Raw genomic sequence first — 16,683 nt, 5'->3', positions numbered from 1 at the left:
CCGAGGCTCCCGCGGCAGGCGCGGGGCGGCAACCCATGAGCCAGTCCGGAGTCCTCGGTGTACCGGGCGGGCCCCTGCATCCGCTCACCCGACCCGCGCCGTAGGCTGGACGCATGGCAGAACGCGCATCCTGGTCGCTCGGCGCGGCTCTTCGCGGGGTCTTCGGGGCGAAGGCGATCGACGATGACACGTGGGAAGACCTCGAGTCGGCGCTGATCCGCGCCGACTTCGGGCCCGCGGTCACCGAAGAGATGGTCGACGCCATCAAGGCGCAGGTCGAGCGCTACAAGACCACCGATCCGCGCGATGTGCAGCGCATGCTTCGCGAGAACGTCGAAGAGCGGCTGTCGAAGTACGACCCGACGCTCAAACTCACCGAGCGGCCCGCGGTCGTGCTCGTCGTCGGCGTGAACGGCGTCGGCAAGACGACCACGATCGGCAAGTTCGCACGGTTCCTGCGCAGTTACGACCGCTCGGTCGTGGTCGGCGCCGCCGACACGTTCCGCGCCGCGGCGGTCGACCAGCTCGCGACCTGGGCCGAGCGTGCCGGCGTCGGCATCGTGCGCCCCGAGCGCGAGGGTCAAGATCCGGCATCGGTCGCGTTCCAGACGGTCGACAAGGCGAAGCAGGACGGCACCGAGATCGTGATCATCGACACGGCGGGCCGCCTGCACACGAAGGGCGGGCTCATGGACGAGCTCGGCAAGATCAAGCGTGTCGTCGAGAAGCAGGCGCCCATCAGCGAGGTGCTGCTCGTGCTCGACGCGACCACCGGCCAGAACGGGCTCGCGCAGGCCGAGGCGTTCATCGAGCATGGGGGAGTGACAGGCCTCGTGCTCACGAAGCTCGACGGCAGCGCCAAGGGCGGCTTCGTGCTCGCCGTGCAAGAGAAGACCGGCCTTCCGATCAAGCTCATCGGCCAGGGCGAGGGAATCGGCGACCTCACCGGTTTCACCCCGCACGTCTTCGCACAGAAACTCGTGGGCTAGGGGGTATCGCATGTCGATCGAACACGACTACTTCGGACTCATCGGCGACTACTGGGCCGAACGCAAAGAGTACGGCGACCAAGACGTCGAGGTCGTCCTCGATGCCGACGCCGACCTCGTCTCCACGGTCGCGCTCGACGCCGCCGCCACGATGGTCGGCGAGCTCGAGCTCGTCGACGACGAACTACGCAGCGTCTTCGTCGGCCAGCTCGATGGGCGCGGACCCGTCGCCGACTTCCTCACCGCCGTTCTCGACGGCGACGAGGCCGATGCCGCCGATGTGGCCATCACGCGGGAGTCGGGCGATCGGCAGATCGACGCGCTGCGGTCGCTCAGCCTCGTGCGGGTCGACCTTCGTCCCGACGCCGATCGCGACGGCGACGTGTTCGCCGAGTTCGAGTACGGGCTCGCGCCCGAAGACACTGAGGCCCGGCTCGTCGCCTCGATCGACATGGGGCGCGAGATCGTCGACCTGCGGTTCGACGCTTAGAATCGAAGGCACCATGGCAACATTCGGAAACCTGTCTGACCGCCTCGCGGAGACGTTCAAGAACCTTCGCACCAAGGGCAAGCTCTCGGCGTCAGACGTCGACGGCACCGTGCGTGAGATCCGTCGCGCCCTGCTCGACGCCGACGTGTCACTCGACGTGGTCAAGCAGTTCACCGCGCACGTGCGCGAGCGCGCCCTCGGCGACGAGGTGAACAAGGCGCTGAACCCGGCCCAGCAGGTCGTGCAGATCGTCAACGAAGAGCTCGTGCGCATCCTGGGCGGCGAGCAGCGCCGCCTGCAGTTCGCGAAGAACCCGCCGACGGTCATCATGCTCGCCGGCCTCCAAGGTGCCGGAAAGACGACACTGGCGGGCAAGCTCGCGAAGTGGCTCGTGAAAGACGGCCACACGCCGATGCTCGTCGCCGCCGACCTGCAGCGTCCGAACGCCGTGAACCAGCTCCAGGTGGTCGGCGGGCAGGCCGGCGTGCCGGTGTTCGCACCAGAGCCGGGCAACGGCGTCGGCGACCCGGTGCGCGTCGCGAAAGACGCGGTGAAGCAGGCCGAGCGCGCCCAGCACGACGTCGTCATCATCGACACCGCCGGCCGCCTCGGCGTCGACGCCGAGATGATGAAGCAGGCCGCGAACATCCGCAAGGCGACCAACCCCGACGAAGTGCTGTTCGTCATCGACGCGATGATCGGCCAAGACGCCGTCACCACGGCGAAGGCATTCCAAGAGGGCGTCGACTTCACCGGCGTCGTGCTGTCGAAGCTCGACGGCGACGCACGAGGCGGCGCCGCGCTCTCGGTGGCGTCGGTCACGGGGCGCCCCATCATCTTCGCGTCGACCGGTGAGGGCCTCGACGACTTCGAGCCGTTCCACCCCGACCGCATGGCGAGCCGCATCCTCGACCTCGGTGACATCCTCACGCTCATCGAGCAGGCCCAGCAGGCCTTCGACGAAGAAGAGGCGCTGAAAGTCGCCGAGAAGCTCGCCACCGAGCAGTTCACCCTCGACGACTTCCTGGCGCAGATGCAGCAGTTGCGTGGTGCAGGCTCGATAAAGAAAATGCTCGGCATGCTGCCGGGTGCGGGCGGCATGAAGCAGCAACTCGAGAACTTCGACGAGCGCGAGATCGTGCGCACCGAGGCGATCATCCAGTCGATGACCGCCGCCGAACGCAAGAACACCAAACTTCTGAACGGCTCGCGGCGTCTGCGCATCGCGAAGGGGTCGGGCATGACCGTCACCGACGTCAACCAGCTGGTGCAACGCTTCGAGCAGGCCGCGAAGATGATGAAGACAGTCGCTCGCGGCGGCATGCCGCAGATCCCCGGCATGGGTCCGATGCCCGGCGGTGGCGGCTACGGCGGCGGCAAGAGGCAGGCGTCGAAGGGCAAGAAGAAGTCGTCGGGCTCGCGTTCGGGCAATCCCGCCAAGCGCGCCGCCGAGAACGCGGCGATCGCGTCGGGCGCTGCTCCCACCGGTCACGGCTCGGCACCTGCCGGTTCGGGCTTCGGCCTCGGCGCCGGCGAGGGCTCCAAGAACGCCCCGACCGAAGAAGAGCTCGCGTCGCTGCAGAAGTTCCTCGGTCGATGACCAGGGGCGACGCCGGGTACCGAGACGCCGGCCTCGAGTTCCCCGCCGACTTCCTGTTCGGCTCCGCCACCGCTTCGTACCAGATCGAGGGTGCCGTCGCCGAAGACGGTCGCGGCCCGTCGATCTGGGACACGTTCAGCCACACGCCGGGCAAGATCTGGAACGACGACACCGGCGACGTCGCCGACGACCACTACCACCGCCTCGAGCACGACCTCGACCTGATGGCCGGGCTCGGGCTCGAGGCCTACCGCTTCTCGATCGCCTGGCCGCGCATCCAGCCGAGCGGGCGGGGTCCCGCCAACGCGGCGGGACTGGCGTTCTACGAACGCCTCGTCGACGGGCTCATCGCCCGGGGCATCCGACCCATCGCGACGCTGTACCACTGGGACCTTCCCCAGGCGCTCGAAGACGAGGGGGGTTGGGCCAACCGCGCGACGGCCGAGGCGTTCGCCGAGTACGCCCGCATCGTGGGCGAACGGCTCGGCGACCGCATCGCCGTGTGGACGACGCTCAACGAGCCCTGGTGCAGCGCGTATCTCGGCTACGGGTCGGGCGCGCACGCCCCCGGGCTCATGGACGGCGCCAAGGCGCTCGCCGCCGTGCACCACCTGAACCTCGCGCACGGGCTCGCGATCGGCGCGTTGCGTGCGGTCGTCACGAATGACCCCGGGTATTCGATCACGCTGAACCTGCACGTGATCCGGCCGTCGGGTCCGACCGGTGCCGAGGCGGCGCGGCGCATCGACGGGCTCGCGAACCGGGTGTTCCTCGGGCCGCTGCTCGACGGCGAGTACCCGGCCGACGTCATCGCCGACACCGCCGATGTCACCGACTGGTCGTTCGTGAGACCGGGTGACACCGAGTTGATCCGCCAGTCCATCGACCTGCTCGGCGTCAACTACTACTCCACGGTCACGGTCGAGATGTGGGACGGCCGCTCGCCGCGATCGCACGCCGACGGCCATAAAGACATGGGCGGCACGCCCTGGCCGGGTTCCGAGCAGGTCGAGTTCCTCGTGCAGCCCGGGCCGTATACCGCGATGGGCTGGAACATCGACCCGTCAGGCCTCGAAGACCTGCTCGTGGCGCTCCACGAGGCGTATCCGGCGCTGCCGCTCATGGTCACCGAGAACGGCGCCGCCTTCGACGACGTCGTCACCGAGACGCCCGACGGCCCCGCCGTGCACGACCTCGAACGCATCGACTACCTGCGCCGGCACTTCACGGCGGCGCACCGGGCGATGGCCCGCGGCGTCGACCTGCGCGGGTACCAGGTCTGGTCGCTGCTCGACAACTTCGAGTGGGGCTACGGCTACTCGAAGCGCTTCGGCATCGTGCACGTCGACTACGACACGCTCGAGCGGCTGCCGAAAGACAGCGCCAAGTGGTACGCCGAGCTGATCCGCACCCGTTCGATTCCTGCGTAGAGCCCGGTCAGCCCGCCGGCGAGGCGGTGCCTCGGATCGGTGGAAGACCCTCGCGGAGTTCGCGAGCAAGGTGCGCCACGACCGCGGTGAGGTCGCCGTCGGCATCGTGCGCCACCTGAAGCTGGCGCTGGTAGCTCGCGCCGCCGTCGAGCACGGCGCGCACCTGTTGCAACTCGGCCGCGCAGCCGAGCCGCTCGGCGACCGGGGCCAATGTGATGAGCAGCTCGCGAAGGTCGTCCGCGACCGGGCGCTCAGTGCCCGCCACATCGGTGATCACCTCGGCATCCATGCCGTAGCGGGCCGCACGCCACTTGTTCTCGCGCAGGTACCAGGGCTGCAGCACGGTGAGCGTGCCGCCCTCATCGAGCCTGGTGCTCATCCATTCGACGAGACACTGCACGAGCGCGCCGATGGCGCCGATCTCGGTGGCGGTCGACACGCCGTCGCACACCCGCACCTCGACGGTGCCCCACCTCGGCGACGGCCGGATGTCCCATCGCACCTCGCTGTGGTCCTCGATGACGCCGGTTCTGATGAGGTCGTCGACGTAGCGCTCGTATGCCGCCCAGTCGGCCAGCGGGTAGGGAAGCCCCGCGGTGGGAAGCTGCTGGAACATCAGGGCGCGATTGGAGGCGTAGCCCGTCTCGACGCCCGCCCAGAACGGGCTCGAGGCGCTCAGCGCCTGCAGGTGCGGCACGTACGAGAGCATTCCGTCGAGGATCGGCAATGCCTTGGCGCGGTCTTCGATGCCGACGTGCACGTGCACGCCCCAGATCATCATGTTGCGCCCCCACCACCGGGTGCGCTCGATGAGCTTGTGGTACCGGGCCTTGTCGGTGAGCTGCTGGTGGTACCACTGGCTGAACGGGTGCGAGCCGCTGCAGATCAGCTCGTAGTCGCCGAGCTCGTCGATGACGGCCCGCACCTCGGCGAGCTGTCCCTCGATGTCGGCCACCGTCGCGGCGACGGTCGTGTGCACGTCGCTGACGAGCTCGACGGTGTTCGTGAGGAGTTCGGAGGTGATGAACGGATGATGCTCGCCCGTGCTGCCCGCATCGAGCACCTCGAGCACCCGATCAGCCACCGAGGCCAATTCGCCGGTGGCGCGATCGACGATGGCGATCTCCCATTCCATGCCGACGGTGGAGCGCGCCGACTGCGCGAACTCGATGGACATGACGAGCCCCCGTTCCCTCTGCGCGAGCCGATGTGGGGACATCATGGCACGAGCGCGGCGCTGCGTGGAGAGTTGGTGTCACTGGGAGACGTGCGGCGATGCGCCTCGATGCCGTGCGGCGTTGGCGGTACGCTGTGCCGCATGACACATCACCCGGGCAGTGCGCGATGATCCAGCCGACCAAGCTTCTCGAGGTCGTGAGCCTTCGCGAGCAAGTCGAGCGCGCCCTCGCATCACGTATCGTCGCCGGGGAGTTCGCCCCGGGCGCAGTGCTCACCGTCCCGACACTCGCTGCGGAGTTCGGAGTCAGTGCTACGCCGGTGCGCGAGGCGATGCTCAATCTCGCGAGGCGAGGGTTCCTCAGCCCGATCCGCAATCGCGGCTTCCGCGTGACCGAAGTCTCACCCGATGAACTCCATCAGCTCGGCGAGGTTCGTGTGCTGCTCGAGGCGCCGCCCATGCAGCAGATCGCCGGCCGGGTTCCCGGCGATGTCGCCGAGCGGCTGCACGTGCTGGCCGACGAGATTGTGCAGGCAGCCCGTGAGCAGCGATTCCAGGACTATCTCGAGGCCGACACCGCGTTCCACCTGTCGCTGCTCGAGCTGACGGGCAACCGGCATCTCGTTGCGGTCGTGCGTGAACTTCGCGCGCAGACGCGGCTCATCGGTCTCGTCAAGGTTGCGGGCACAGACGCGCTCACTCAGTCGTCGCTCGAGCACGAGGAACTCCTCTCACTGCTCATCGCCGGTGACGGAGCGGCTGCGGAGGCGCTCATGCGACGCCATATCGGGCACGTCGAGGGCGTCTGGAGCGGGCGCGACGAGGTGGGCTGACCTCGGCGAACGACCTCGCCTGGAACCGCGTCGCGCGTTGCGTTCGCAACCTGCGTAGCTCTTGTGTCGCGGCGCGTCATGTGTAATATGTCACGTACCGCCACTCGGCGGCCCATGCAGTGTCGCATACGAGGAGAGTCCCACATGCAGTTCGGATCCAGACGTCGCAGCCGCCTTCTCCAGGTCGCCGTCGCCGCGAGCGTGCTCGCGCTCACGGCGGGTTGTTCGAGTGGTCTTGCCGGCGGCGACAGTGCCGATTCCGGTGACGGGCCGATCAAGTTCGGCATGCTCGCGCCGTTCTCGGGCAGCGAATCCGCATTCGGCTCGTACATGGAGAACGGCGCCCAGCTCGCCGTGAACGAGATCAACGAAGCGGGCGGTGTGCTCGGACGCCAGCTCGAGCTCGTCGTCGAAGACGACGCGTGCGACGCGACCACCGCGGTCTCGGGGGCCAACAAGCTCGTCACCGATGGCATCGTCGCCTCGGTCGGCGGCTACTGCTCGGGCGCTACTCTGCCCACACTGCCGATCTTCGACGAAGCCGGTATTCCGATGGTGATCCCCGCTGCGAACTCGAACGAGCTCGTCGATCAGGGGCTGCCCGGTGTCTTCCTCATCAACGGCACCGGCGATCAGCAGGCCGCCGCGGCCGTGCAGTACGCCGAGCAGATCGGAGCGACCCGCGTCGCCGTCATCGATGACGCCACGAGCTACTCGGCCGACCTCGCCGACGCATTCACGACGCAGGCGACGGAGGCAGGTCTCACCGTAGAGGTAACTGCCACGGTGACGCCGGGTGAGAACGACTATTCGGCGGTCGCGACACAGCTCGCAGACGTGAAGCCCGACCTCGCCTACTGGACCGGTTACTACCAGGAGGGCGGGCTCATCGCGCGTCAGGCGACCGACGCCGGCTTCACCGGTGTGCTCATGGTCGCCGACGGATCGGTCGACGCCAAGTTCGCCGAGATCGCCGGCCAGGGCTACACCGAGAACGTCGTCGGCACCTTCACGCAGACACCCGACATGATCGACGGCGCCGATGCATGGATCGCCGCCTACACGGAGCTGGCCGGTGACGCTCCGGGGCCGTACTCGACCCAGTCGTACGACGCGGTGCGCGTGATGGCGCAGGCGATCGACGACGCCGGCAGCACGGAATTCGACTCGGTCGTCGGCGGTCTCGAAGGCCTGGCGGACTTCGACACCTTCGCGGGTCCGCTGACGTTCACCGACGACCACACGCTCTCGGGCGGCGGGTTCGTGATCGTGTCGATCGACCCCGACAGCGGCGCCTTCGTGCTCAAGGACGATCTGCAGGGCTGATGCGAGCGGGCGGGGGCGCGCATGCGCCCCGCCCTGTTCCTCACGAAAGGACTCCATCACTCGTGATGCAGCTCATCTGGAACGGCCTCATCGTCGGCTCGTTCTACGCACTCGTCGCGCTCGGCTACAGCATGGTCTACGGCATCATCAAGCTGCTGAACTTCGCGCACGGCGACATCTACATGCTCGGCGCCTTCGTCGGGTTCTTCACGCTCTCGGCGTTCGGCATCTCGAACGAGACGTCGATCCCGCTGCTGCTGGTCATCCTGCTGTTGTCGATGGTGACGACCGGACTCATCGGCGTCGGCATCGAACGCGTCGCGTACCGACCACTCCGCAAGAGCCCACGGCTCGCCGTGCTCATCACCGCGATCGGCGTGTCGTTCACGCTCGAATACGGGGTGCGCCAGATCTTCGGGCCAAATCCCGAGGCCTTCCCGATTCGCCTCGAATCGTCGGGCTTCGACGTCGCGGGTGTGCGGGTCACGGCATCGCAGATCGTGCTCGTGGTCATCGCGGCGGCGCTCATGCTCGTGCTCGCGCACATCGTCGAACGCACGAGGCAGGGACGCGCGATGCGCGCGATCGCCCTCGACCCCCAGGGTGCCCAGCTCATGGGCGTCAATGTGAACCGCGTCATCTCGATCGTGTTCTTCATCGGGTCATCCCTCGCCGGCGCAGCGGGCGTCATGGCCGGGGCGTACTACGGATCGATCGACTTCCTGATGGGCTTCATCATCGGATTGAAGGCGTTCACCGCCGCTGTGATCGGCGGCATCGGCAACCTCTACGGCGCCATGCTCGGGGGCCTCCTGCTCGGACTGCTCGAATCGTTCGGCTCTGCGTGGTTCGGGGGCGAGTGGCGCGACGTCTTCGCGTTCGCGTTCCTCATCCTGTTCCTCACTTTCAAACCCACCGGCCTGCTCGGCGCTCGCGTCGTGGAGAGGATGTGACATGGCGCTCCGACTCGACGTCGCGCTGAAGGACATGTCGCTGCGGGCACCCGCACCGCTCTTCGAGCGGCAGCCCCAGCCTCGCGGGGTGTTCACTTCGCAGCGCGGCTTCATGCTCGCACTCGGACTCGTCTCGGTGCTCGTCATCGCCGTGCTGCCGTTCCTCGACGCGTCGCTGTACACGATGTCGATCGCGACGAGCGCGCTGATCTACATCATGCTGTGCATGGGTCTCAACGTGGTCGTGGGCTACGCAGGGCTGCTCGACCTCGGGTACATCGCGTTCTTCGCCGTCGGAGCCTATGTCTCGGGCATCTTCACGACCGTGCTCGGGTGGCCGATGTGGGCGGCGCTGCCCGCCACCGTGCTCGCCTGCATCATCGCGGGTGTCATCATCGGCGCCCCGACCCTGCGGCTGCGCAGTGACTACCTCGCGATCGTCACGCTCGGATTCGGCGAGATCATTCGCATCACCGCGAACAACCTCGAGATCACCGGGGGACCTTCGGGCATCCACGGCATTCCCAGCTGGGACTTCGGCGGCTGGAGCTTCAACGACGGGTTCAACCTGTTCGGCATCGAGTTCCCAGAGCGCGTGGTGTTCTACTACTTCGTCGCCGCGGTCGTGATCGTGGTCGGCGTGATCGGCGCCGGACGGCTCGCGAAGGGCAAGCTCGGCCGCGCCTGGAAGGCCGTTCGCGACGATGAGGACGCTGCAGAGGCGATGGGCATCAACACCTACATCGCGAAGATCTCGGCATACATCATCGGCGCGGTCTGGGCGGGCATGGCCGGCCAGCTCATGGCGACGCACCTGTCGGCGATCAGTCCCAATAGCTTCCAGTTCCTCTACTCGGCGTTGATCCTCATGGCGGTCGTGCTCGGTGGCATGGGGTCGACGCCCGGCGTGATCATCGGTGCGCTGTTCGTCTCACTCGCACCGGAGCTGCTGCGCGACTTCGCCGAGTGGCGCTACCTCATCTTCGGCGTGCTGCTGGTCGTCGTCATGCTGTTCCGCCCGGCAGGGCTGTGGCCGGCAACGGCGGTGCTGCCGTGGCTGAAGCGCAACCGCCCGACACCACCTGCGTTCACTGATTCGATCTCGTCCGTCGAGGCGAGCGTCATGGAGTCGGTCGACGGCGTTCCGCACGCCGATGTTCACGAAGGGGATCGATCATGAGCGCGCTGCTCGAGGTCAGCGACCTGCGCCTGCAATTCGGTGGCGTGAAGGCCGTCGACGGGCTCAGCTTCGAGGTGCATGCCGCAGAGATCCTCGCAGTGATCGGTCCCAATGGGGCGGGCAAGACGAGCGCGTTCAACTGCATCTCGGGTTTCTACCTGCCGACGTCGGGTTCGGTGCGTTTCGACGGCCGCAACATCGTGCGCCCGGCTCCCGACTTCTGGCACGCGCTGCGCCTCGTGCCGTTGTTGCAGAGCTTCGGGTTCTTCCGGGTGCTTCCCTCGCGCGTGACGAAGTGGGGCATGGCCCGCACCTTTCAGAACCTACGGCTGTTCCGCGAGATGTCAGTGCTCGACAACGTGAAGACCGCATTGCACGCGCGCCTTCGGGAGGGGTTCTGGTCGACGCTGCTGCATACGCCGGGGTACCGTCGCGCCGAGGAGGCGTGTGTGCGCGAAGCACGCGGATGGCTCGACTTCGTCGGCTATCAGGGCAGCGAGCATCTCTACGTCACACAATTGCCGTACGGCGAGCAGCGACGCGTCGAGATCGCGAGGGCGCTGGCCACGAGTCCGCAACTGCTGCTGCTCGACGAGCCGGCCGCCGGCCTCAACTTCAATGAGAAGCAGGCGCTCATGGCGCTGATCCGTCGCATCCGCGACCTCGGGGTCGCGGTCGTGCTGATCGAACACGACATGGGGCTCGTGATGAAGCTGGCGGAGCGCATCGTGGTGTTGAACTACGGCAAGGAGATCGCCGACGGCACGCCCGAGCAGATCGCCCGCGATCCACTGGTCATCGAGGCGTACCTCGGGGTCGAGGAGGAGGCGCGATGAGTTCGCTCGAAGTCGACCAGGCCGATGTCTACTACGGTCGGGTGCATGCCCTGCGGCACCTGAGCTTCCGCGTCGAAGAGGGCGAGATCGTGTGCCTGCTCGGGAACAACGGCGCGGGCAAGTCCACGACGATGAACATGCTGTCGGGGCTGGTGCGGCCCCGCTCAGGCGCGGCTCGCTGGAACGACCTCGATCTCACCACCGCGAAGCCGTGGGACATCGTGTCGGCGGGCTTGATCCACGTTCCTGAGGGTCGGCGCATCTTCTCGACGATGACCGTGCACGAGAACCTGTTGCTCGGCGGCTACACGGTGCGCGACAAGCGATTGATCGACCAGCGACTCGACCAGGTCTACGAGCTCATGCCGCGCCTCGCCGAGCGACGACGACAGCAGGGCGGCACGCTCTCAGGGGGCGAGCAGCAGATGGTCGCGATCGGCCGGGCCATCATCGGCGGCCCGAAGCTGCTGCTGCTCGACGAACCGTCGATGGGGCTTGCGCCCCTCATCGTCAAGCAGGTCATGGACATCATCTCGGCGGTGAATACCCACGGCACGACCGTGCTGCTCGTCGAGCAGAACGCCCGGGCCGCCCTCAAGGTGGCGCACCGGGCGTACGTGGTCGAGACCGGCGAGGTGACGCTCTCGGGGACTGCCGCCGAACTGGCAAAGGATCCACGCGTCGTCGAGGCATATCTGGGAGCATGAAGCGCGAAGTGGAGATGGGAATTCGATGCGGATCGCGGTGATCGGCGCCGGCATCATCGGAGCGGCGTGTGCCCTCGAACTCGCCGAGCGTGGCGCAGAGGTGGTCGTCGTCGATCGGGTCGGCGTGGCCGCTGAGACCTCGAGCCGATGTGAGGGGAACCTCCTCGTGAGCGACAAGCAGCCCGGTCCCGAGGCCGACCTCGCGATCCACTCCAACGCACGCTGGCGTGCGCTCGCCGCGCGGCTCGACGAGGGGCGAGCCGACGGGCAGCCCGCGACCGAGTTCGAGGCGAAGGGCGGCGTCGTGGTCGCCTTCCGGGGTGGTGAGGAGCCGCTTCGCCGGTTCGCGGCGACCCAGCGCGAGATCGGCATCAGGGCCGAGGTGCTCGACGCAGATCAACTGCTTGCCGCCGAACCGCACCTCTCGCCAGAGGTCGCGCTCGCGATCCACTATCCCGACGACGCCCAGCTTCAACCTTCCAACACGACGCAGGCGCTGTTGGCGACCGCGGTGCGGCGCGGCGCGCGGCTCGTCGTCGCAGACGTCACGGGCGCACGCACGGCGCGCGGCCGCGTCGCGGTGCTCGAGACCACGGCGGGGCCGATCGACGTCGACGCGGTCGTCAACTGCGCAGGGCCGTGGGCCGGCCAGGTCGCCGAGCGGCTCGGCGCCCCCCTCGCCATCCGCCCACGACGGGGTGTGATCCTCGTCACGACGCCGATGCCGCAGCGGGTGTTCCACAAGGTGTATGACGCCGACTACGTGGGCGCCGTCGGGTCAGGGGATGCCGCGTTGCAGACCTCGACCGTCGTGGAATCCACGCCCGGGGGCACCGTGCTCATCGGTTCGAGCCGCGAGCGCGTCGGCTTCGACGACCACCCCGGTGTCGGCCCGACGACCGCGATCGCCGCGAAGGCGATCAGGCTGTTCCCGTTCCTGGCCGGCATCACGCTGCTGCGCACCTACTTCGGGTTTCGGCCGTACGCACCGGATCACCTGCCGGTGATCGGCGAAGACCCCCGTCTCGCCGGGCTGTACCACGCAACCGGGCACGAGGGGGCGGGCATCGGCCTTGCGCCGGCGACCGCCGAACTCATCGCCCACGCGGTGCTCGGCGCGCCGACGGAGCTCGACCCGACGCCGTTCCTACCCGGACGCAAGGGCCTCGGGGCGGTCGCATGAACGACCCGATCACCATCATCGTCGACGACGAGCAGGTCATCGGTCGCGACGGCCAGACCATCGCCGGGGTGCTGCTCGGCGCCGGATGCGTCGCGTGGCGGGGCGCACAGCACGGCGAGCGCGGGGTGTTCTGCGGCATCGGCATCTGTCACGATTGCCTGGTCACCGTGAACGGTGTCGAAGGGGTGCGGGCATGTCAGCGCCAGGCGGTCGACGGAGACCTGGTCGAGCGGGAGGTGCGCTGATGACCCACGTCGCGATCCTGGGCGGCGGACCGGCCGGCCTCGCGGCGGCGGAGGCCGCACTCGCGGCGGGCGCCGAGGTGACTCTGTTCGACGAAGGCGGCCTGCTCGGCGGGCAGTTCTGGCGGCATCAGCCGGGCATCACCGACCCACGCATGCAGCACGGTTTCGCGCGGTTCGAGCGTCTGCGCGACGCGCTCGGGCGTGCGCGCGTGCATTCGGGGGCCGCCGTGTGGTCAGCTGAGCGGCGCGCTGACGGCGCGCCCGGCGCCGTCCTGCGTGCCTTCGTCGGCGGGGCGGATGCTCCGGATCGACGTGCCGTAGACATCGAGGCCGACGCCCTGGTCGTGGCCACAGGGGCGCACGACCTCGCGCTCCCGGTGCCTGGCTGGACTCTGCCGGGCGTGATCACGGCGGGCGCAGCGCAGGCCCTCGCGAAGCGCGACGGTGTGTCGGTCGGGCGTCGCACCCTCGTCGCCGGGGCCGGCCCGTTCCTGCTGCCCGTCGCGCAGTCGCTCGCACTCGTGGGCTCCACGGTCGTGGGCGTGCACGAGGCATCCCGAACCGGATCGCTCGCGCGCGGCTGGCTGCCCAGACCGTGGCAGCTCGCCGGCAAGGCCGGCGAGCTCGCCGAGTACATCGGCGCACTCGCGCGTCACCGCATCCCCTACCGCATGGGCAGCGGGGTCGTCCGAGTGCTCGGCGACGAACGTGTCGAGGGCGCGGTCGTGGCGTCGCTCGACGCCGAGTGGCGGCCGATCGCCGGCACCGAGCGCGAGATCGACTGTGATGCCGTCGCGCTCGGCCACGGCTTCACGCCGCGGCTGGAGGCGGCGATCATGCTCGGCTGCGCGGTCGCAGGCGGCCGGCGTGGCCGGTTCGTCGTGGTCGACGACCGGCAGCTGACGACCAGGGCGGGCGTCTACGCGGCCGGCGAGCTCACCGGCATCGGCGGTGCCGACGCCGCGCTCGCCGAGGGTTCGATCGCGGGGTTCTCGGCGGCCGGCGTGCCGCTCCATGATCCACGGCTGAGGGAGCCCGTCGCTACGCGCGCGCGGATGCGCGGCTTCGCGCGCCGGCTCGAGACGGCGCATGGCATCCGCCCGGGCTGGACGGCGTGGCTCGACGACGACACGATCGTGTGCCGGTGCGAGGCCGTCACGAAGCGGGCGATCGCCGAACGTGCCGATGTGCCGCTGCGCGCGTTGCGGCTGGCGACGCGCGCAGGGCTCGGACCGTGCCAGGCGCGCACCTGCGGCCGGGCCATCGAGGCGATCGTCGCCGACGCGGGGGGCCCGGTCGACGGCGGGTTCGAGCGTCGTCCGCTGCTCGCGCCCGTGCGGTTGGGCGAGATCGCCGCACGCGAGGGCTGAACGTCGCTTGTCGGCCGCAGCTTCTCGTCGAGTCATCCCAAACGGTAGTGTGTGATATGTTACACACTACAGATGCGTCGAAGGAGCCGCAGTGAGCAGCACAATCACCGACAACCGCACGCGAACCCCGGTTGACGGCGGCGAAGCCCGTCGTTTCCGCAAGGTCATGACCGCCGCCGCCATCGGCCACTTCGTCGATGGTTCGGCTTCGCGGTCTACGCCTCCGCGCCTCCAGTCGTCGCTCGCGCTCGTCGTCATGATCGGCATGCCTGAGACGAACCGGCGATCGAGGCGCGACCAGGCACCCTCCGAGGCGCCGGTCGTGCCCGCCGGCCGACGTTGACACGTCGCCGGCTCCCGAACCCATCCCCGCAGATCCACCCCTGAACCGACAGAATGGAACCACAATGACCCAGCAGAACATCGACCTCGGCGGTGTGGTCGTCGCGACGACTCTCGCCTTCAAGGAAGACGCCTCGGCCCCGGCGGGCCTCGCCGTCGACTACGACAGGTTCGGCGAGCACGTCGACTTCCTCATGTCGAACGGATGCCGGGGCGTGGGCCCCAACGGATCGCTCGGCGAGTACTCGTCACTCACCGATGAAGAGCGACGCAAGGTGATCCAGGTCGCGGTCGAGGCCGTCGACGGTCGCGGCATCGTGATCGCGGGCGTGCACGGCGTGGGCAGCCACCAGGCTCGCACGTGGGCCGAATTGGCGCGCGAAGACGGCGCAGACGGTGTGTTGCTGCTGCCGCCGACGCTCTACCGCGCCAACGAGGGCGAGGTCATCGCGCACTTCGAGGAGGTCGCGAAGGTCGGCCTGCCGATCATGGCCTACAACAACCCGTTCGACACGAAGGTCGACCTCGTTCCGTCACTCGTGGCGAAGCTCGCCGAGATTCCCGAGGTCGTCGCGATCAAGGAGTTCTCGGGCGACGTGCGCCGGGTCTACGAGATCAGGGAACTGTGCGACATCGACGTCATCGCCGGCGCCGATGACGTGTTGTTCGAGTCCATGGTGAACGGCGCCGTCGGCTGGTTCGCGGGCTACCCGAACGCGTTCCCACGTGAAGCCGTCGAACTCTACAACCTGCTCGCGAACGGCGACTGGCAGCAGGCGCGTCGCCTGTACGAGCAGCTCGTCCCGGTGTTCCGCTGGGACACCCGCACCGAGTTCGTGCAGGCCATCAAGCTGTCGATGGACATCTGCGGCAATTCGTACGGCGGCCCGACCCGCCCCCCGCGCGGACCTCTCAGCGACGAGCAGCGCGCCCAGGTCACCGCCGATACCGAGCGAGCGCTCGCGGCGCTGGCGGTGCGCTGATGCGTGCGAAGGCGGTGCGCTGATGCGTGCGCGCCGGGTCATCTCGGCCGTCGACTCCCACACCGAGGGAATGCCGACCCGAGTGGTCACCGGCGGCGTCGGCCAGATCCCCGGCGCCACCATGAACGAGAAGCGGCAATACGCGATCGAACACCTCGACGGGCTGCGGGGTCTGCTCATGAACGAGCCGCGCGGGCATGCGTCGATGTCTGGGGCGCTCTTGCAGGCGCCGACCCGCGCCGACGCCGACTGGGGTGTCGTCTTCATCGAGGCGAGCGGATTCCTGCCGATGTGCGGCCACGGTACGATCGGCGTCGCCACCGTGCTCGTCGAGACGGGCATGGTCGAGGTGACCGAACCGGTGACCGAGATCCGGCTCGATGTGCCGGCCGGCCTCGTTGTCGCCCGGGTCGACGTCGAGGGCGGGCGCGCCAAGCGGGTCACGATCGAGAACGTACCGAGTTTCGTCGAGCGATTGGATGCCTCGATCGAGGTTCCGGGCTACGGGCTCGTGCCGTACTCGATCGCGTTCGGCGGCAACTTCTATGCCCTCGTCGAGCTCGATGACGTAGGGCTGCCCTTCGACCGCTCCCGCAAGGACGACATCGTGAGCGCAGGGCTCGCGATCATGAACGCGATCAACGAGACCGCGCCGCCCGTGCATCCCGAACTCGAGGGCGTGAATCACGTGCACCACGTCGAGTTCATCGCCCCGGGCTCTGATGCGGCGCATTCGCGGCACGCGATGGCGATCCATCCGGGTTGGTTCGACCGGTCCCCGTGCGGTACCGGAACCAGCGCGCGCATGGCCGAGCTGCACGCGCGCGGCGAGCTGGCGCTGCACACCGAGTTCGTCAACGAGTCGTTCATCGGCACCGAGTTCACCGGCCGGCTCGTCGGCGAGGCTGCTGTCGGCGACGTGCCGGCCGTGGTTCCGACGATCTCGGGCCGCGCGTGGGTGACCGGAATCGGACAGTACTTCCTCGACGACGACGATCCGTTCCCCGAGGGGTTCGTTTTCTGACCACCACGCGAGAAC

Annotated in this window: 17 protein-coding genes; 16 read left to right on the top strand and 1 reads right to left on the bottom strand. The window is 68.4% G+C overall.

Annotated elements, in window-relative coordinates:
• The first annotated feature begins 113 nt into the window (after positions 1 to 113).
• Genes ftsY through ABD164_RS12125 form a run of 4 tightly spaced genes read left to right on the top strand, consistent with a single transcriptional unit; the run spans position 114 to position 4,509 of the window.
• Positions 114 to 989 (top strand): signal recognition particle-docking protein FtsY, encoded by an 876-nt coding sequence (gene ftsY / locus ABD164_RS12140; protein WP_344296462.1) that lies wholly within the window; start codon positions 114 to 116, stop codon positions 987 to 989.
• Positions 990 to 999: 10 nt separating this feature from the next.
• Positions 1,000 to 1,479 carry a hypothetical protein gene (locus ABD164_RS12135; protein ID WP_344296461.1) on the top strand — a complete coding sequence of 160 codons (480 nt, stop codon included), beginning with the start codon at positions 1,000 to 1,002 and terminating at the stop codon, positions 1,477 to 1,479.
• A gap of 13 nt (positions 1,480 to 1,492) precedes the next feature.
• On the top strand, positions 1,493 to 3,079 hold the full coding sequence (gene ffh / locus ABD164_RS12130; RefSeq protein WP_344296459.1) for a signal recognition particle protein: 1,587 nt from the start codon (positions 1,493 to 1,495) through the stop codon (positions 3,077 to 3,079).
• Positions 3,076 to 4,509 (top strand): GH1 family beta-glucosidase, encoded by a 1,434-nt coding sequence (locus ABD164_RS12125; RefSeq protein WP_344296457.1) that lies wholly within the window; start codon positions 3,076 to 3,078, stop codon positions 4,507 to 4,509. The genes ffh and ABD164_RS12125 overlap by 4 nt, the downstream gene beginning before the upstream one ends.
• Before the next feature lie 7 nt (positions 4,510 to 4,516).
• Here ABD164_RS12125 and ABD164_RS12120 read toward each other — a convergent pair whose 3' ends face one another.
• Positions 4,517 to 5,686 (bottom strand): glutamate--cysteine ligase, encoded by a 1,170-nt coding sequence (locus ABD164_RS12120; protein ID WP_344296455.1) that lies wholly within the window; start codon positions 5,684 to 5,686, stop codon positions 4,517 to 4,519.
• Between the two features lie 167 nt (positions 5,687 to 5,853).
• Between ABD164_RS12120 and ABD164_RS12115 the strand changes: the two genes are divergently transcribed.
• The 12 genes from ABD164_RS12115 (at position 5,854) to ABD164_RS12060 (ending at position 16,668) form a co-directional block, all read left to right on the top strand.
• Complete coding sequence (locus ABD164_RS12115) at positions 5,854 to 6,519, top strand: GntR family transcriptional regulator (protein WP_344296452.1); 666 nt, start codon at positions 5,854 to 5,856, stop codon at positions 6,517 to 6,519.
• 144 nt (positions 6,520 to 6,663) lie between these two features.
• Positions 6,664 to 7,845, top strand: coding sequence for a branched-chain amino acid ABC transporter substrate-binding protein (locus ABD164_RS12110; protein WP_344296450.1), 1,182 nt, complete (start codon positions 6,664 to 6,666; stop codon positions 7,843 to 7,845).
• Between the two features lie 65 nt (positions 7,846 to 7,910).
• On the top strand, positions 7,911 to 8,798 hold the full coding sequence (locus ABD164_RS12105) for a branched-chain amino acid ABC transporter permease (RefSeq protein ID WP_344296518.1): 888 nt from the start codon (positions 7,911 to 7,913) through the stop codon (positions 8,796 to 8,798).
• Between the two features lies 1 nt (position 8,799).
• On the top strand, positions 8,800 to 9,978 hold the full coding sequence (locus ABD164_RS12100) for an ABC transporter permease subunit (protein ID WP_344296449.1): 1,179 nt from the start codon (positions 8,800 to 8,802) through the stop codon (positions 9,976 to 9,978).
• Complete coding sequence (locus tag ABD164_RS12095) at positions 9,975 to 10,814, top strand: ABC transporter ATP-binding protein (protein WP_344296448.1); 840 nt, start codon at positions 9,975 to 9,977, stop codon at positions 10,812 to 10,814. Before ABD164_RS12100 ends, ABD164_RS12095 begins: the two co-directional genes overlap by 4 nt.
• On the top strand, positions 10,811 to 11,521 hold the full coding sequence (locus tag ABD164_RS12090) for an ABC transporter ATP-binding protein (RefSeq protein ID WP_344296447.1): 711 nt from the start codon (positions 10,811 to 10,813) through the stop codon (positions 11,519 to 11,521). Before ABD164_RS12095 ends, ABD164_RS12090 begins: the two co-directional genes overlap by 4 nt.
• A 25-nt stretch (positions 11,522 to 11,546) precedes the next feature.
• Positions 11,547 to 12,704 (top strand): NAD(P)/FAD-dependent oxidoreductase, encoded by a 1,158-nt coding sequence (locus tag ABD164_RS12085; protein ID WP_344296445.1) that lies wholly within the window; start codon positions 11,547 to 11,549, stop codon positions 12,702 to 12,704.
• The gene (locus ABD164_RS12080) at positions 12,701 to 12,949 is read left to right on the top strand and encodes a 2Fe-2S iron-sulfur cluster-binding protein (protein ID WP_344296443.1); all 249 of its coding nucleotides are present in this window, start codon (positions 12,701 to 12,703) and stop codon (positions 12,947 to 12,949) included. The genes ABD164_RS12085 and ABD164_RS12080 overlap by 4 nt, the downstream gene beginning before the upstream one ends.
• Positions 12,949 to 14,319 carry an FAD-dependent oxidoreductase gene (locus ABD164_RS12075; protein ID WP_344296442.1) on the top strand — a complete coding sequence of 457 codons (1,371 nt, stop codon included), beginning with the start codon at positions 12,949 to 12,951 and terminating at the stop codon, positions 14,317 to 14,319. The genes ABD164_RS12080 and ABD164_RS12075 overlap by 1 nt, the downstream gene beginning before the upstream one ends.
• 91 nt (positions 14,320 to 14,410) lie before the next feature.
• Positions 14,411 to 14,662, top strand: a complete 252-nt coding sequence (locus tag ABD164_RS12070; RefSeq protein WP_344296440.1) for a hypothetical protein — start codon at positions 14,411 to 14,413, stop codon at positions 14,660 to 14,662.
• A gap of 64 nt (positions 14,663 to 14,726) precedes the next feature.
• Entirely contained in the window at positions 14,727 to 15,644 is a 918-nt protein-coding gene (locus tag ABD164_RS12065) for a dihydrodipicolinate synthase family protein (RefSeq protein ID WP_344296438.1), read from the top strand.
• A 22-nt stretch (positions 15,645 to 15,666) separates the two neighbouring features.
• A complete protein-coding gene (locus tag ABD164_RS12060; protein WP_344296436.1) occupies positions 15,667 to 16,668 on the top strand; it encodes a proline racemase family protein in 1,002 nt (333 codons plus the stop codon).
• Positions 16,669 to 16,683: the final 15 nt, after the last annotated feature.

The organism is Agromyces neolithicus (assembly GCF_039529735.1).
GTDB classification, from domain to species: Bacteria; Actinomycetota; Actinomycetes; order Actinomycetales; family Microbacteriaceae; genus Agromyces; species Agromyces neolithicus.
The sequence above is the reverse complement of the archived record's forward strand: the minus strand, read 5'-3'. Positions and strand labels throughout refer to the sequence as shown.

What these genes read in the sequence shown, in the direction of transcription:
- ftsY (WP_344296462.1), top strand. Translation starts at nt 114, where the DNA reads ATGGCAGAACGCGCATCCTGGTCGCTCGGCGCGGCTCTTCGCGGGGTC.
- ABD164_RS12135 (WP_344296461.1), top strand. Translation starts at nt 1,000, where the DNA reads ATGTCGATCGAACACGACTACTTCGGACTCATCGGCGACTACTGGGCC.
- ffh (WP_344296459.1), top strand. Translation starts at nt 1,493, where the DNA reads ATGGCAACATTCGGAAACCTGTCTGACCGCCTCGCGGAGACGTTCAAG.
- ABD164_RS12125 (WP_344296457.1), top strand. Translation starts at nt 3,076, where the DNA reads ATGACCAGGGGCGACGCCGGGTACCGAGACGCCGGCCTCGAGTTCCCC.
- ABD164_RS12120 (WP_344296455.1), bottom strand. Translation starts at nt 5,686, where the DNA reads ATGTCCATCGAGTTCGCGCAGTCGGCGCGCTCCACCGTCGGCATGGAA.
- ABD164_RS12115 (WP_344296452.1), top strand. Translation starts at nt 5,854, where the DNA reads ATGATCCAGCCGACCAAGCTTCTCGAGGTCGTGAGCCTTCGCGAGCAA.
- ABD164_RS12110 (WP_344296450.1), top strand. Translation starts at nt 6,664, where the DNA reads ATGCAGTTCGGATCCAGACGTCGCAGCCGCCTTCTCCAGGTCGCCGTC.
- ABD164_RS12105 (WP_344296518.1), top strand. Translation starts at nt 7,911, where the DNA reads ATGCAGCTCATCTGGAACGGCCTCATCGTCGGCTCGTTCTACGCACTC.
- ABD164_RS12100 (WP_344296449.1), top strand. Translation starts at nt 8,800, where the DNA reads ATGGCGCTCCGACTCGACGTCGCGCTGAAGGACATGTCGCTGCGGGCA.
- ABD164_RS12095 (WP_344296448.1), top strand. Translation starts at nt 9,975, where the DNA reads ATGAGCGCGCTGCTCGAGGTCAGCGACCTGCGCCTGCAATTCGGTGGC.
- ABD164_RS12090 (WP_344296447.1), top strand. Translation starts at nt 10,811, where the DNA reads ATGAGTTCGCTCGAAGTCGACCAGGCCGATGTCTACTACGGTCGGGTG.
- ABD164_RS12085 (WP_344296445.1), top strand. Translation starts at nt 11,547, where the DNA reads ATGCGGATCGCGGTGATCGGCGCCGGCATCATCGGAGCGGCGTGTGCC.
- ABD164_RS12080 (WP_344296443.1), top strand. Translation starts at nt 12,701, where the DNA reads ATGAACGACCCGATCACCATCATCGTCGACGACGAGCAGGTCATCGGT.
- ABD164_RS12075 (WP_344296442.1), top strand. Translation starts at nt 12,949, where the DNA reads ATGACCCACGTCGCGATCCTGGGCGGCGGACCGGCCGGCCTCGCGGCG.
- ABD164_RS12065 (WP_344296438.1), top strand. Translation starts at nt 14,727, where the DNA reads ATGACCCAGCAGAACATCGACCTCGGCGGTGTGGTCGTCGCGACGACT.
- ABD164_RS12060 (WP_344296436.1), top strand. Translation starts at nt 15,667, where the DNA reads ATGCGTGCGCGCCGGGTCATCTCGGCCGTCGACTCCCACACCGAGGGA.